General features: G+C 53.7%; 16 protein-coding genes. 12 read left to right on the top strand and 4 right to left on the bottom strand.

Annotation, left to right across the window (positions count from 1 at the left end; all coding sequences use genetic code 11):
• Nucleotides 1–125 precede the first annotated feature (125 nt).
• The gene (locus M9H61_RS12645; protein ID WP_206926314.1) at nucleotides 126–800 is read left to right on the top strand and encodes a TetR/AcrR family transcriptional regulator; all 675 of its coding nucleotides are present in this window, start codon (nucleotides 126–128) and stop codon (nucleotides 798–800) included.
• Here the strand turns inward: M9H61_RS12645 and dapE are convergent, their stop codons facing one another.
• The 4 genes from dapE to M9H61_RS12625 all read right to left on the bottom strand — a co-directional run bounded on the left by dapE (nucleotide 801) and on the right by M9H61_RS12625 (nucleotide 4,583).
• Complete coding sequence (gene dapE, locus M9H61_RS12640) at nucleotides 801–1,940, bottom strand: succinyl-diaminopimelate desuccinylase (protein WP_250280805.1); 1,140 nt, start codon at nucleotides 1,938–1,940, stop codon at nucleotides 801–803.
• A gap of 121 nt (nucleotides 1,941–2,061) precedes the next feature.
• A complete protein-coding gene (gene dapD / locus M9H61_RS12635; RefSeq protein ID WP_101246949.1) occupies nucleotides 2,062–2,907 on the bottom strand; it encodes a 2,3,4,5-tetrahydropyridine-2,6-dicarboxylate N-succinyltransferase in 846 nt (281 codons plus the stop codon).
• 272 nt (nucleotides 2,908–3,179) lie between these two features.
• Nucleotides 3,180–3,875: a pyrimidine 5'-nucleotidase gene (locus M9H61_RS12630; protein WP_250280803.1), complete on the bottom strand. Its 696-nt coding sequence runs from the start codon at nucleotides 3,873–3,875 to the stop codon at nucleotides 3,180–3,182.
• Between the two features lie 387 nt (nucleotides 3,876–4,262).
• Nucleotides 4,263–4,583 (bottom strand): hypothetical protein, encoded by a 321-nt coding sequence (locus M9H61_RS12625; protein ID WP_250280801.1) that lies wholly within the window; start codon nucleotides 4,581–4,583, stop codon nucleotides 4,263–4,265.
• Here M9H61_RS12625 and M9H61_RS12620 point away from each other — a divergent pair.
• The 11 genes from M9H61_RS12620 (at nucleotide 4,548) to M9H61_RS12570 (ending at nucleotide 14,871) form a co-directional block, all read left to right on the top strand.
• Entirely contained in the window at nucleotides 4,548–5,915 is a 1,368-nt protein-coding gene (locus tag M9H61_RS12620; protein ID WP_250280799.1) for an EAL domain-containing protein, read from the top strand. The genes M9H61_RS12625 and M9H61_RS12620 overlap by 36 nt on opposite strands.
• Before the next feature lie 293 nt (nucleotides 5,916–6,208).
• Nucleotides 6,209–7,075, top strand: a complete 867-nt coding sequence (locus tag M9H61_RS12615) for a flagellin (RefSeq protein ID WP_250280797.1) — start codon at nucleotides 6,209–6,211, stop codon at nucleotides 7,073–7,075.
• Between the two features lie 269 nt (nucleotides 7,076–7,344).
• Nucleotides 7,345–8,163 (top strand): flagellin, encoded by an 819-nt coding sequence (locus M9H61_RS12610; protein ID WP_101246952.1) that lies wholly within the window; start codon nucleotides 7,345–7,347, stop codon nucleotides 8,161–8,163.
• 78 nt (nucleotides 8,164–8,241) lie between these two features.
• Nucleotides 8,242–9,930, top strand: a complete 1,689-nt coding sequence (fliD, locus tag M9H61_RS12605) for a flagellar filament capping protein FliD (protein ID WP_250280795.1) — start codon at nucleotides 8,242–8,244, stop codon at nucleotides 9,928–9,930.
• The gene (locus M9H61_RS12600; RefSeq protein ID WP_156480827.1) at nucleotides 9,893–10,387 is read left to right on the top strand and encodes a flagellar protein FliS; all 495 of its coding nucleotides are present in this window, start codon (nucleotides 9,893–9,895) and stop codon (nucleotides 10,385–10,387) included. The genes fliD and M9H61_RS12600 overlap by 38 nt, the downstream gene beginning before the upstream one ends.
• A 7-nt stretch (nucleotides 10,388–10,394) precedes the next feature.
• On the top strand, nucleotides 10,395–11,006 hold the full coding sequence (locus tag M9H61_RS12595; protein WP_170310199.1) for a sigma-70 family RNA polymerase sigma factor: 612 nt from the start codon (nucleotides 10,395–10,397) through the stop codon (nucleotides 11,004–11,006).
• Nucleotides 11,007–11,069: 63 nt separating this feature from the next.
• Nucleotides 11,070–11,771 (top strand): hypothetical protein, encoded by a 702-nt coding sequence (locus M9H61_RS12590; RefSeq protein ID WP_250280793.1) that lies wholly within the window; start codon nucleotides 11,070–11,072, stop codon nucleotides 11,769–11,771.
• On the top strand, nucleotides 11,768–12,271 hold the full coding sequence (locus M9H61_RS12585; protein ID WP_250280790.1) for a hypothetical protein: 504 nt from the start codon (nucleotides 11,768–11,770) through the stop codon (nucleotides 12,269–12,271). Before M9H61_RS12590 ends, M9H61_RS12585 begins: the two co-directional genes overlap by 4 nt.
• 138 nt (nucleotides 12,272–12,409) lie before the next feature.
• A complete protein-coding gene (locus M9H61_RS12580) occupies nucleotides 12,410–13,105 on the top strand; it encodes a flagellar hook assembly protein FlgD (RefSeq protein ID WP_206926308.1) in 696 nt (231 codons plus the stop codon).
• Nucleotides 13,106–13,122: 17 nt separating this feature from the next.
• Nucleotides 13,123–14,418, top strand: a complete 1,296-nt coding sequence (gene flgE / locus M9H61_RS12575) for a flagellar hook protein FlgE (RefSeq protein ID WP_250280785.1) — start codon at nucleotides 13,123–13,125, stop codon at nucleotides 14,416–14,418.
• Between the two features lie 12 nt (nucleotides 14,419–14,430).
• Nucleotides 14,431–14,871 (top strand): hypothetical protein, encoded by a 441-nt coding sequence (locus M9H61_RS12570; protein WP_250280783.1) that lies wholly within the window; start codon nucleotides 14,431–14,433, stop codon nucleotides 14,869–14,871.
• Nucleotides 14,872–14,884: the final 13 nt, after the last annotated feature.

Here is a 14,884-nt window from a genome sequence, read left to right as displayed (position 1 = left end):
CGGGGATCGGCGATGCGGTGCCTTGCAGACAGGATTGCCTTCCACATAATATGTTCAAGAACATATTATTGTTATGTGTCATCGTGCGACTGGATGAAAATCAGGATCGCAAGACGGAGGTCGCCATGCCCTATAGCGCTGCGCACAAGCCAAAGACCCGTATTCGCATTTTGAATGCGGCAACAGCCCAGTTCAAAAAGCACGGGTTTGAAAATGTAACGATTGATCAGGTCATGGCAGCAGCCGGACTGACGCGGGGCGGGTTTTACGCCCATTTCAAAAACAAGGAAGACCTGTTTGTGGCCTGTGTGGAAAACGGCATGTCACTTTTGTCATCGCCGGTACTGGCCAAATTGCGCAAGGCGGAAATGAGGGGGCATGACTGGGTAACCGCATTTGCCGAACTTTATCTGTCGCGGCTTCATATTGAAAACCCCGATATGGGATGTGCCTTGCCGACCTTGTCGACCGAAGTTTCGCGATCTGGAGACAAGGCACGCGCCGCATTTTCAAAACTGATCAATCAGGCGACAGAGAAACTGGCCTGGAAGCTGGCAAAAGAAGACGACGTGCCGGGCATTGACCAGCACATCAATATCGATTCCGACAAACAGGTCCGTAACCTGCCTCCCGAATATCAGCAGGAATCGACCACCATGCTGGCGATGATGGTGGGGGCGGTGGTTTTAAGCCGCGCGGTTGATGATCAGACAGCCGATCGCATTCTGGCCGACACGCGCGACAGCATTCTGACATCGCGCGGCAAAATTCCGGCCGGGGAAACCAAACAGGCCGGATAATCAGTCGAAAAAGCCGCTGAGAACTTCGGCATAGATCGTGACAAGGTTTTCGATGTCATCGACCATGGCATGTTCATCGACCTTATGCATGGATTGGCCGACCAGACCGAATTCAGCGACTTCGGTGTATTTCTGAATGAAGCGGGCATCGGATGTGCCGCCCGTGGTGCTCATTTCCGGGCGTTTGCCGGTGACTTTTTCCGAAGCATCGGCAATCAGGGTGGCGAGCTTGCCGGGATTGGACAGGAATGCCTCGCCCGAGATTTTGACCTTAAGTTCGTGCGCGCCGGCATGTTCGGCACAGGTATCTTCGATCCATTTTTTAAGATCGGCACCGGTATGCTGATCATTAAAGCGGATATTGAATGCTGCACTGACCTTGGCCGGAACCACGTTGGTGGCGGCATTTCCCGCATCGACGGTGGTGATTTCAAGATTGCTGGGCTGGAAATGGTCCGTGCCCTGATCCAGTTCGCGGGAATTAAGGGCATCCAGTGTTCTGATCAAGCGCGGCACCGGGTTATCGGCCAGATGCGGATAGGCAACGTGGCCTTGTGCGCCAAATACGGTCAGCCAACCGGTCACAGAGCCGCGGCGACCGACTTTCATCATTTCGCCCAGATATTTCGGGTTGGTCGGTTCACCCACCAGACAGCAATCGAATTTTTCGCCCTGGCCATCGCACCATTCAACCAGTTTGACGGTGCCGTTGATGGCATCGGCCTCTTCGTCGCCGGTGATCAGGAATGAAATCGATTCATCAAAATCCGGACGGGCCGCCAGAAAGGCGTCAACAGCACCAACAAAGCAGGCAATACCGGTTTTCATATCAACAGCACCCCGCCCGAACAAGCGTCCGTCAATGACTTCGCCGCCAAACGGATCAACGGTCCAGGCGCTGGTGTCGCCTGCCGGCACGACATCGGTGTGCCCGGCAAAACAGAAATTGCGACCCTTGGTGCCCAGCCGGGCATAAAGATTGTCGATCGCATCGCTGTCATCGCCGTCAAAGACCTTGCGCGTGCAATCAAATCCGCGCGCCTCAAGCGCCTTTTGCAGGACATCAAGTGCCCCGGCATCAGCTGGTGTAACGGATGGGCAACGGATCAGGGACTGGGCAAGTTCAAGGGCGGCAGACATCGGGCAATCTCTTGTTGGTGTGATGCCGGTAGTTTGGTTGCCGGCATGCATGTGTGAGAAAGGGCAAAACGGACTGGCCGTTTTGCCCCTTATAAATCATCCATCCTGCGCGGGACAGAAATCAGTCGCGCAGCAATTCGTTGATCGAGGTTTTCGAACGGGTCTTTTCATCAACACGTTTGATGATGACCGCGCAATACAGGCTCGGCCCCGGGGTGCCATCGGCAAGCGGCTTGCCCGGAATGCTGCCCGGAACGACAACGGAATATGCCGGAACGCGACCGACAAAGGTTTCGCCGGTGGTGCGGTCAATGATCTTAGTCGATGCACCGATGAAGACACCCATGGAAATCACGGCACCTTCTTCGACAATCACGCCTTCGACGATTTCCGAACGCGCACCGATGAATGCGTTGTCTTCGATGATGACCGGACCGGCCTGAAGCGGTTCAAGAACGCCACCGATGCCCGCACCACCAGAAAGGTGAACGTTTTTACCGATCTGTGCGCAGGAACCGACAGTCGCCCAGGTATCAACCATAACGCCGGTATCAACATAGGCACCCAGGTTCACGAAGCTCGGCATCAGGACGGTGCCCGGTGCGACATAAGCCGAACGGCGCACGATGCTGCCCGGAACGGCACGGAAACCGGCTTCTTTGAATTCTGCTTCGCCCCAGCCTTCGAACTTGGACGGAACCTTGTCCCACCAGTTGGTGTTTTCGCCCGGGCCACCGGCAATCGTGGCCATGTCATTAAGACGGAAAGACAGCAGAACCGCCTTTTTGGCCCACTGATTGACAACCCACTTGCCATTGGTTTTTTCGGCAACGCGCAGTTCGCCGCGATCCATGGCATGAAGTGCCTGCTCAACAGCTTTGCGGATTTCACCCTGGGTGGCGGAGCTGATCTCGTCGCGGTTTTCCCAAGCGACGTTGATCACGCCTTCAAGTTCAGTTCTGTTCATTTTACGAAGGTCCTTGCGGTCAGCCTAAATCTGTCGGGCGGAGAATGGTCAATGCAGCCCATGAAGTCAACTCCGCCAGTTTGCGTAGAAGCGCCCTTTTTCGGGCAATTCTCCGTTCCTGATCCCTTTGGTCGATAGACATAGCGGATCACGCCGCGAAGCTCAATCTTAGAACCATGACAAATCGGCCGCCCGGCGATAAAACCGGGCACCGGTGGATGAACAGGGGGATGATAAGCAGGGCAGCAACAGGCGCGCGTGATCCGATCGGATCAGGAAGTGGTGGCAAGGTTGCGCAGGAAATCAACGATATCCGTGGTGTGATGATCAATGCGCGGATCGTCGCTGCCGTTCTGGGCCCACTCGATGTCGGTATTTACCCAGACCGTGGTCATGCCCATATCCTTGGCCGGCAAAAGGTTTTTGGCCATGTCTTCGAAATAGATCGCACGTGTCGGGTCAACACCATCGCGTGCCAGCAAACGGTCATAGGGTTGCTGCTGTGGCTTGGGGATATAGTCGGCATCGACGATATCGAAAATTGTTTCGAACCGGTCGGCAATCCCCAGACGGCCCATCACCCGTTCGGCGTGCCCGCGTGACGCATTGGTGAAAATCAGTTTGCGACCGGGCAGATCATCAAGTGCCTGTGCAAGATCGGGTGCCGGATCGACAACCGACAGATCAATGTCATGGACCTTGGCAAGGTAATCGGCCGGGTCAATGTCATGTTCGGTCATCAGGCCGCGCAGCGTGGTGCCATAGCGATGGAAATAGTCCTTTTGCACCCGATAGGCGGCATCCGGTTCGAGCTTAAGGGTGTCACGCACATACTGCCCGATCAGATCGGAGACCTGTGAAAACAGATCGCACGCGGCCGGATAAAGCGTGTTGTCGAGATCAAAAATCAGGACAGAGTCAGAAGTCAAACGCGGCAAACTGGCGGTGCGGGATGCTGGATTGGTCATTGTCAGGCGGCCTTGATGCGTGAATGGGGCATGTTCAGTAAATCTGCCCTTGTTGTATGGGGTTTCCGGCGGATTTCAAGTCACCGGGTATGGTTTCTGCGCATTTGATCGTAATTTCAATCGCATGCATAACAAGACAGGTGGTCAATCATACCCGTCAACTCGCGCGGGCAATCCGGCCAGGCCGGACTGCGTATGTGCGTATTTACCACAATAGCAAAAGTTGTGGTTGTAAAACCCTTGTTAAGCATAGGCGGTTGATCATGGCGGAAAGCCGGAATGGCAAAGGAGATGTTTTTCGAGTTCGGGGGAAGTGAAAAACATCGGGAGTGACGAGCAGCGTGAGAGGGCGCATTGGACAAACTTATAAAAGCTCGAACAACCGAATTACGGAAGGAACGCAACCGTTTTGCGGCTTTGGCCTTTGTGTGGGGCGATCTTCTTCTGGAACTGGATGGCGATTTTCGGATTGTATTTGCCTCCGGCGCGTCGGACGGCATTTTGGGGCGCCGTCCACAGGATCTTGCAGGTAAACTCTTTACGGGTTTGCTGGCCAAACAGTTCAGGCCGCTGGTTACGGAAATGCTGCATGTGGCTCGCAGACGCGGCCGAATGGACAATATTCAGGTCCGGTTTGCCCAGCGCAACGAATTGTTGAGCCCCCCTGTTTCCATGAGCGGATATTTCCTGCCAGATCTTGGGGATCATTTCTTTGTCGCGTTGCGTGTGGCGATCAATGCCCTGCCGCCCGAGGTGGTCGGATCCATTAAGCGCGATAATTCAACCGGGCTTCTTGATGAGGAAAGCCTGTCCAAGGTTGTGACCGAACGGCTGGTCGCCCAGCGCGAAACAGGAACGGAACATAAATTCACCCTGATGACACTGAATGCCTTTGATCCGTTGTGCAAGCGCATGGAACAGGTCGAACGCAACGAATTGATGGCAAGTGTCGGGGCATTTTTACGGGCGCATTCGGTTGCCGGTGACACGGCCGGGCGTCTTGGGGCCGAACAATTTGGCATGTTGCATCGCTCGGATGTACCGATTGGCGATCTGGAAAAACGGATCGAGGAATGTGTGCGCGATGCAGATCCCAAGGGGATTGGCGTTGAAGTCAGTTCGACCGTCACCGATTTTACCACCGACGTCATTCCGCCAGGGGATCTGGCGCGCGGCGTTTTATATTCGATCCGCCGTTTCTGTGACCATCAGGAGCATGGATTTACCTTTTCACGCCTGATGGGGCAGACAGGTAATCTGGTCAACAGTACCTTTTCGGCGATGCAGGATTTCGGCAAGCGGGTCGATCGACTGAAATTTGATGTTGTGTATCAACCGATCGTGCGGCTTCCGAACGGGGAAATTCACCATTTCGAAGCCTTGGTCAGGTTCCATGACGATGACGGAAAACTGATCCCGACACAGGAACTGATCGCCTTTGCCGAACAGGTCAACATGATCCATCGGCTTGATCTTGCGATGTTGCGCCGAAGCCTGAAATGGATCAAATCGCAACTTGAAACCGGAATAACTGTTCGGGTTGCCGTGAATATTTCCGGTCATTCATTAAGTAATCCGGACTTTTGCCGATCAGCTGTCGCGTTGTTCGAACGAAATCACGAAACATTGCAGCAATTGATGATCGAGATCACGGAAACCTCGGAAATCCGGGATATCGACAATGCGGCCAGATGGATTGCCCGGTTCCGGGAATTTGGCATTGAAATCTGTCTGGATGATTTCGGGACCGGGGCGTCGAACTTCCGGTATCTGAGTGCGATGGATGTTGATTATGTAAAGGTCGACGGGGAATCAATTCGGCAATCAATGAAGACCATCAAAGGGCAGGCTTTCATGCGCTCGCTTGTCGAACTGTGCCACGATATTGATGTCGAGGTGGTCGGCGAAATGATTGAAACCGATCAGATGCGCGATCTTATTACCAAGGCCGGTTTTGATTTTGCCCAAGGCTATCTGTTTGGCAAACCCGAGGCCGATATCAGTCTTTACTGGCGTGATCGGGCAGGACGGCGTTCGTAATCACCAAAGGCGGCCCGGTCGAGCCACACCAAGACGGCATGCCAAAGGGATCATAAAGTTGATGTTGAACAGGGCTGCTTTCGGGCGGCCCTGCTGCATTTTGGGGTGCTGGTATGCGTGCCCGAACCCGATGCACATCCAGTGATGAAACCGGATCATTTGGCGGTCGTTGGAAAAAAGACCAAAAAACTGCGCCAGTTTTCCATGTGGTGATGCGTGTGCACCTGTATCGGCCCTTATGCGGGCCTTTTGGCAGGTAGGCCAAACGACACATCCATATAGGAGAGTTAGAAATGGCAAGCATCAATACGAACATGTCGGCCACCCTTGCGGTGTCGAACCTCAACAAGACCACTGACGAGATGACATCGGTTCTGACCGCGATGTCGAGCGGCAAGGCGATCAACTCGGCATCCGATGATGCGGCGGGTCTTGCGGTTTACACTGCGATGTCGGTTGATTATGCCGCCTGGGAACAGGCCGGTGACAATGCCGAGGTCGCAACAGCAATTCTTGAAACCGCTGATGGTGGTTTGTCGGAAATTGCCGATATTCTGGAACGGATGTATGAACTTGCATCCCAGGCATCGTCCGGTTCGGTGACCGATACCGAACGTGCCTATCTGGATGACGAATATAGTGAATTGATGGAACAGATCGATTCCATCGTTGAATCAACGACCTATTTCGATACGTCGCTTCTTGACGGCAATTACGATGAAAGCTTCACCGTGTCCGCGGATGCGGGTGCAACACCGATTTCGGTGACGCTTGATACCAACTATGCCACCACCGAAGACGTTGTTTATGTTGTTGGCAGTGGCACAACCGCCACCACTGCGACTGCGGCGTTCAATACGTCTTCTGTCTCGTCGGCGGCAAACGCAACCACAGCGCTGGCGATGATTGAAGCACAGATCGAAACCGTTTCGGCCGGTCGTGCATCGGTTGGTGCGATGATGTCGCGGTTCGACTATGCCGCAGGCAATATCGAAACCGCCCAGACCAACCTTGAATCCGCAATGAGTGTCTATATGGATGCCGACATTGCGCAACTAAGTGCGGATCAGACCGAACTTGGTGTGAAAATGGACTCAGCCATTCAGGCGCTGTCTGTTTCCAACGAAAACCTTGAAAAGCTTTCCAAGCTTCTGAGCTAAGGCACGGGCCTGTTCCATTTTGATTGGGACGGGTCAGGATTAACAACACCCCCGACACACTCTGAAGGCAGCTTTTCATGGCTGCCTTTTTCTTTTTTGTACGCGGTTTCCCCAGGGTTCTGGCGGCTTGGCGGGTGTTTGAAAAATAAATCGAAAAAATTGTCATTTGGCGCGCCAGTTTTTTCGCGCCGTTGCGTGGACACCTATATCGGCCCGAAGTGGGTCGCGTTGGCAGGTAGGCCAAAACACATCCAAATAGGAGAAGCGCAATGGCGAGTATTAACACGAATATGTCGGCCACCCTTGCGGTGTCGAACCTGAACAAGACCACTGACGAGATGACTTCTGTTCTGACAGCAATGTCGAGCGGCAAGGCAATCAACTCGGCATCTGATGATGCAGCAGGTCTTGCTGTGTATACCGCAATGTCGGTTGACTATGCGGCCTGGGAACAGGCCGGTGACAATGCCGAAGTTGCAACAGCCATTCTTGAAACTGCAGATGGCGGCCTTTCTGAAATCGCCGACATCCTTGAACGTATGTATGAACTGGCATCGCAGGCATCGTCCGGTTCGGTGACCGATACCGAACGTGCATATCTGGATGATGAATTCCAGGAACTGATCAGCCAGGTTGATTCCATTGTTGAATCAACGACCTATTTTGATACCTCGCTGCTTGACGGGACGTATGACGAAAACTTCACGGTTTCCGCAGACGCGTCAGCAACGGCCATTTCGGTCACGATCGGCACCGATTATGACTCAACCGGTCTTGGTATTGCCGCGGCTGATGTCACGACTTCGACCACTGCTGCTGCTGCTTTGACCCTGATCGAGACGGCAATTGAAACCGTTTCGGCAGGCCGCGCATCCGTCGGTGCGATGATGTCGCGTTTCGATTATGCCGCGGGCAACATCGAAACCGCGAAAACCAACCTTGAATCAGCAATGAGCGTCTATATGGACGCCGATATTGCGCAGCTCAGTGCGGATCAGACCGAACTGGGCGTGAAGATGGATTCTGCCATTCAGGCCTTGTCAGTTTCCAATGAGAATCTCGAGAAGCTCTCGCGACTGCTGAGCTAACTCGTGACAGGGCCATCCGGTGTTTGAGAGCCCCCGGATGGCCCTGATTTTTTTAACGGATGAGAAAGGGAGGAGCACATGTCGACCATCAATTCTGCATCGTCGTCGAGTTATGCCTCTTCATCCTATGTTTCAGGCCTGACCGATCTTGATACTGCCGAGCTGGTTCAGGATGCCTATGACGCCAAGATGGAGGTCGCCGACAATGTCGAGGCCGAAATCGATGAAGTCGAACTTGAGATTGCCGCGTTTGAAGATCTTCAGACCTTGCTTGAGGCGCTTGAAGATGCTGCCGAGGATCTGACAGCGGCAACCGAACTTGACAGTTCGCGTGATGACGTCTGGGTCGGAAAGTCGGCCTATCTTTCATCGTCGGATGCCAATACCGATGCATCCGATGTTGTCGGTGTGCTGGTTGACGATACGGCTGAAACCGGCACCTACACACTTGAAATCACACAACTTGCCACTGCGCACAAGCTGGGCGGGGATACGACAACCGACAGTACGACGGCGATGTCGCTTACCGGGACAATCAGTCTTGTCGCCGGTGACGATTACGAGGCTGTCGATATCGAAATTACTGCCGATATGTCGCTTGATGAAATTGCCGATGCCATCAATGACCAGAAATCGACAACCGGTGTCAGTGCAAGCGTTCTGCAGATTTCCGATGATGAATTCATGCTGGTTCTGTCCGCAGTTGATACCGGACAGGAAATCACATTTGACAGCGATGGTGCCGATACAACCATCGCGCAGTCGCTTGGGCTTTTGGCGGCGGACGGGTCCTATGCCAACGAACTGGTGGAAGCCGATCAGGCGATCTTTTCGATCGATGGCGTTGAAGTCACACGCAGCAGCAACACGGTTGATGATGTGATTGATGGTGTGACGCTTTATCTCTATGCCGAGGAAGAAGGCACGGAAATCACGCTTGAAATCGAAGAAGACGCCAGTTCTGCCTATAGCGCCATCGAGGCCTTTGTCGATGCGTATAACGAGCTGCGCAGCTTTGTCATTACCAACCAGGCCTATGAGGCCGGCGAAGGTGCGGACGAGGATGCGGTCCTGTTTGGTGACAGTCTTCTGAGTTCGGTTTCCTCGACCGTTTATGATGCCCTGTCCTTTACCAGTGACAGCGATACATATGCGTCATTGGCGTCAATCGGCATCACGCTTGATGACAGCAACTATCTGGTCATTGATTCAGAAGTGCTTGAAGAAGCGCTGGTGTCGGACTTTGACGCGGTGGCCGATCTGTTTTCCTATTCCGGGTCAACCGATTCTGATGACCTTCTGGTGTCGGAAGCTGACGGATCATACACCGGGACCTTTACGGTCGCCATTGTTACCGACGCCGATGGCAATATCACGTCCGCCAGTGTGAATGGTGATGACAGCCTGTTTACCATCAATGGCAACAAACTGGTCGGGGTCGAAGGTGGTGCCTATGAGGGTGTCACGCTGTTCTTTGGCGGGGACAGTTCGCAAAGTGTCGAGGTGTCGATCACCAGCGGCCTTGCCTATGACCTGACCAATTCGCTCGACAAATATACCAACAGTTCCGATGGCCTGATTGCCAATCGACTGGAACGGCTTGAAGAGCAGGTGGATGATCTTGAAGAAGAAGTCGAAGACATCACCGCCGATGCCGAAGAATATGCCGCCAAATTGACAGAACGATATTCCGCAATCGAAGCAGAGCTTTACCAGTTGCAGCTTTTGCGTGAACAACTTGATGCCTTGTGGGGTGATGATGACTAATAACAGTGCAACAGCCGCGCAGCAGGCATACCGTTATGCCGGTGCAAGTGCCCAGTATAACAACGCGTTGCGCACGACGTCACCGGTGGCAATGATGGCGATTGCCATCACGCGCACCCGTCAGCATTTGCGTTTGGCCGCGCAATATCGCAGCGAAAAGAAGTTTGATCTTGAAGGCCGCGAAAAGGCGGTGGTGGTGACCCGGCTCAAGGCGCTTCAGGCGTGTATCGCGCCAAAAAGTGCACCGGAACTGTCACGAGATCTCTTTGCCTTTTATGCAAGAATGATTAAATTGCTCGCACGTAATCGCAGGGACGCTTCCATGGAGGAACGTTACGAGGTCGTTGACCGCAACCTGCAAGAGCTTGCGCGCGAATGGGAAAAATTCTCGAAAGTCGATCCAAGTAGGACTGTTCAGGCCCAATCAGGGCAGACGATGATCGGAACAGTGTTGTGAGGGACATTTGAGTGTAGGTCTTCGCGGAGCAGTGCCGACAAGCTCTGATACGTCAGACATTCCAGCTGTCAGTGAGGTTCTGTCCGAACTTGATGACAACAGTCTTGTTGCCCGTATGGTTCAGGGCGACAAGCGGGCCTATCGCGTGGTGGTCGAACGGTATTACCGCGGGATTGTAGGCATCGCGCGTCGCATGGGCCTGACCGGCGGAGACGCCGAAGATGTGGCACAGGATGTCTTTGTACGTGTCTGGCTGCATCGGGAAAAGTGGCGGGCCGATGGCGGGGCGACTTTCAAGACCTGGCTTTACCGGGTTGCAGTGAACCGGGTTATCGACATCAAGCGCAAACCCCAGTTTGTCGATGGTGCCGAACTTGACGAGGTGCCCGATGAAGCCATGTCGGCGGTTGACCGGCTTGCCCAGCATCAGGAATTCAAGCGTCTGCGACTTGCAATCAAGAAATTGTCCGACCAACAACAAATTGCCATTAACTTGTTTTACGACCGTGAATTATCCAATCAGGAAGCCGCGTCGATTATGGGGGTCTCGGTCAATGCTATGGAATCTCTGTTGAAACGGGCGCGCAAGCGTTTACGTGAAGAGTTGAAAACGATCTGATATACGATTAGTTTTACGTTCTGTTCGAACAGGTAAGTTCGTCCTATGAAAAAGCGGTGTGCTGTGAAAATCGAGCGTTTCGAAGAATTACTGGATCAGTACGGTTGGGATTTGGCGTCCTGGCCAGACGCGTTGCGTCGTGAAGCAAACGTTCTGATCGCACAGGATGCGCAAGCGGCAGAAATGCTGAAATCGCTGCGCTCTGTCGAAGATTTGCTGTCTGATGATCCGTTGCCGCTGGGCAAACACAAGGCCATTGACGATATTTTTGCCGCCATTGAGGCCCAAGAAGCCAAAAGTGGCGATGCCCGCGACAATTCGGAAAGCGATCCCGCCCAATCCTTTGCAACAATTGATGATCGCCCGCGTTCGCGCGCCCATCTGAGTGCGGCAAGTGCCGCGCCCACCGGAGAAAGCCCGGCGCGCAAAACCTATCCCGCCAAGTCCGCAACATCGCCGGTTAATCAGGCGATCACGGGTGACGGTGCGCATTATGGCGGCCGGGCCAAGGGTACGCTTTATCAATTGGGGCGTGGTGTGTTTTCGGGTGTCGGGATGGTTGTCTGTGTGCTGGCCGGATTTGCATTCGGGGTCGCGATGACCGTACAGGAAGGTCAACAGGTCACTGCACAGGCCGACGAGGTCGAGATGATCGATCTTCTGGAAAACCATCTTTATGTGATTGATCAGATGACCAACCCCGATGACCTTCAAAAGCCGGAAATGACAAAATCCGATCAAGCACAAGGAGTGCAGCCGCAATGAGCTTTGCATTCCGCCGCGTGTCATCCATGCGCAAAGTGATGTGGGCGTCACTGGCGATCAATCTGTTTTTGGCTGGTGCGCTTGCCGGAAACCTGGTTAGCGGGTTTTCGATGTTTCATTTCTTCATGCCACCACCGCCCCCGCCGGCCTTTGAAAATGAGCCGCCCGGTGTGCGTATGCTCAAGAATGTGCGCAGTCGGCTTAGCCCGGAAGGCAAGGTTATTTTCGATGCTGAATTTGATGGTGTGATCAACGGCATCAAAGGCCGGCCAAGCCCGTTCCTTTTGACGGTGGAACTGCGCGAGACGCTCGATCGTCCCGATGCCACCGAAGCCGAGATCAGGGAAGCCTATGCCGGGTTGCGCGAGGCGATTGGCGATGATTTGAGCGCGATCCTCGGTCATATGGCCAATGCGGCGATCAAGCTGTCGCCCAAAGATCGTCGGCAAATGATTTTGATGGGCCCTGGCGAATTGCCGCCGCCACCAAGACGGCAATAGAATACCGGTGAAAATCAAGGGATGCAGTCGCATCCCTTTTTTTATTTCGTCAAAACAGAAACTTTCTGCGCCAGTTTTCGCGCCACCCCCCGTGCAATGAACATAGACGCCTTAAACTGTTCTTGCCCGGAGTTGGTGATGAGTTTTCTCAGTGGCCTGACATATGACAGCCTGACTTCCTCGACGTCATCGTCGGGCAGCAGCACGTCCAGCACGACGACGAGCGATGACTCGACGTATGAAACCTATATGACCTTGCTGCTGACGACGCTGCAGAATCAGGATCCTACCGACCCGGAAGACGTGTCGGATATCACAGATCAGCTTGCGACATTCGAACAGCTTGAACTGGCTGAACAGAATAACGCGCTTCTTTCCAATCTTTCTGAATCGCTGACGGCACTTCAGGGGGTTGTCGATGACAGCGCGGCACAGGCTTATCTTGGAACCGATGTTGTTGCCATTGGCGATACCGCCCCGCTCGAAGATGGCGAAGCCGAATGGTACTACGTCCTTGAAGATGATGCCCAAAGTGTCACGGTCACCGTGACCGACGAAGACGGCAATGTTGTCTATGAAACGACCGAAACCGGATCTGAAGGCAGCAACAACTTCATCTGGGATGGCACCACCGATGATGGCGCAACGCTGACATCGGGGACCTACACCCTGTCGGTCAGTGCTGTTGATTCCAATGGCAATTCCGTTGATTCCGAAATCCTTATGACCGGTGTGGTGTCGGCACTCGACCTGACCGGTGACGAAGCCGTTCTGTATGTAAACGGGGTCGATGTTTCGATCTCGGATGTGCAGGGCACGCAAACAGTTTCCTGAAACAAAGGATCAAAACCATGAGCCTCAATAGCGCCCTGAATTCCGCCGTTTTAGGTCTGAATGCACAATCGACATCGCTTGGCATCATTTCTGGCAATATCTCAAACAGTGAAACTGTCGGGTACAAAGACAGCAGCGCGTCATTTTCATCGCTGGTGACGACACCGGGATCGACCACCCAGGGGTATTCCAACGGTGTAACGACCACGACCCTGACCAATGTTTCGTCGCAGGGCCTGATTGAATCGGATTCCACTGCAACCAGTCTTGCGATTTCGGGTGACGGCTTCTTTGTCGTGACCGATGGTAACGGGGATACCTATTACACCCGTGCCGGTGATTTTTCCGCGGACGCAAACGGCGATCTTGTGAATAGCTCGGGCTATTACCTGATGGGGTATGCGCTCAATTCCGATGGCGAGCCTGCATCGGGGACGGTACCGACCAGTACTTCTGCCCTGACCACCATCAATCTTGAAAATCTGACCGGCACGGCAGAGGCCACGACAGAAACATCAATTGTTGCCAACCTGCCTGCGGATGCGGAAGTCGGTGACAGTTTCTCGATCGATGTTGAGGTCTTTGACAGCCTGGGTACCAGCCACACCATTACCTATGAATATACAAAGACTGCCGCGAACGAGTGGGAACTTGATTATTCCGATCCGGTACTGACGTCAGACGGGACCACGGTTACGGGCACCACGTCTGGCGGGCCGCTGACCATTACGTTCAATTCCGATGGTGAACTGGAATCGATCGAAGATGGCGGTGGCAACGATGTGACCGACAGCGCCACACTGACCGTGACCGGCTGGACGACCGGTGCGTCTGACAGCACCATCGTTACCGACATGGGCACAGCCGGCAAAAATGACGGTTTGCAGCAATATGCGTCGGATGATGAAGACGGCGACATGACGCTTTATTCCGTCGATCAGAACGGATCGAACTATTCCGAGATTTCCGAAATCTCGATCTCTGACGATGGTGTGGTGTCGGTGACGTATGACAATGGTGTCAGCGAACCGGTCTATCAGATTGTGCTGGCCGACTTTGCCAATGCAGACGGTCTGACGGCTTATAGCGACACCGTTTACAAGGAAAGCAATACGTCGGGGACTTATGTTCTCAAGACGCCGGGTGATGGCGGTACCGGAACGATTGCGGACTATTCGCTGGAAAGTTCGACGGTTGATACGACATCCCAGTTTTCAAAGATGATTGTCGCACAGCAGGCCTATTCGGCCGCCGCCCAGGTCATTTCGACCACCAGCGACATGTATGACACCCTGATTTCTTCCGTGAACTAAGGCGAGGCCGAGATGACCGTACTTAACGCAAACCCGGCTGGCGATCTGTCGATGCCAAAGGATAATGACAAGATCACCAGTATTATGACCCGCCTTGGCGATCTTCTGGATGTGGAATGGCGGATCCTTGATCAGGCGCAATATAATCTTTTGCCTGATATCACGGCCGAAAAGACCCTTCTTGAAGAAGAATTGCACAGCGAACTTGCCAACCAGCGCACCGCCAAGGCAGGCCAGCCGCATGCCGGGGTGATCGTTGATTTTGAAATGGTCAAAGTCCTTCGCGAAAAGCTCAATCGCAATAACATCCGCCTTAAGGCAAAGCGCGAAGCGTGCCTGAAACGCATTCGTGCGGGCTGGGCGGCGACGGCCGGGGACGGGGCAACATCCTATGACCAGCAGGGGGACCTGCAGGGCAAGGCAACCCAGAAAATCTTCAGCATGAAAATGTAAGTCACCATTTTCG

The sequence above is a fragment of the Thalassospira sp. GO-4 genome, from assembly GCF_023588965.1.
Lineage (GTDB): Bacteria > Pseudomonadota > Alphaproteobacteria > Rhodospirillales > Thalassospiraceae > Thalassospira > Thalassospira povalilytica.
The sequence above is the reverse complement of the archived record's forward strand: the minus strand, read 5'-3'. Positions and strand labels throughout refer to the sequence as shown.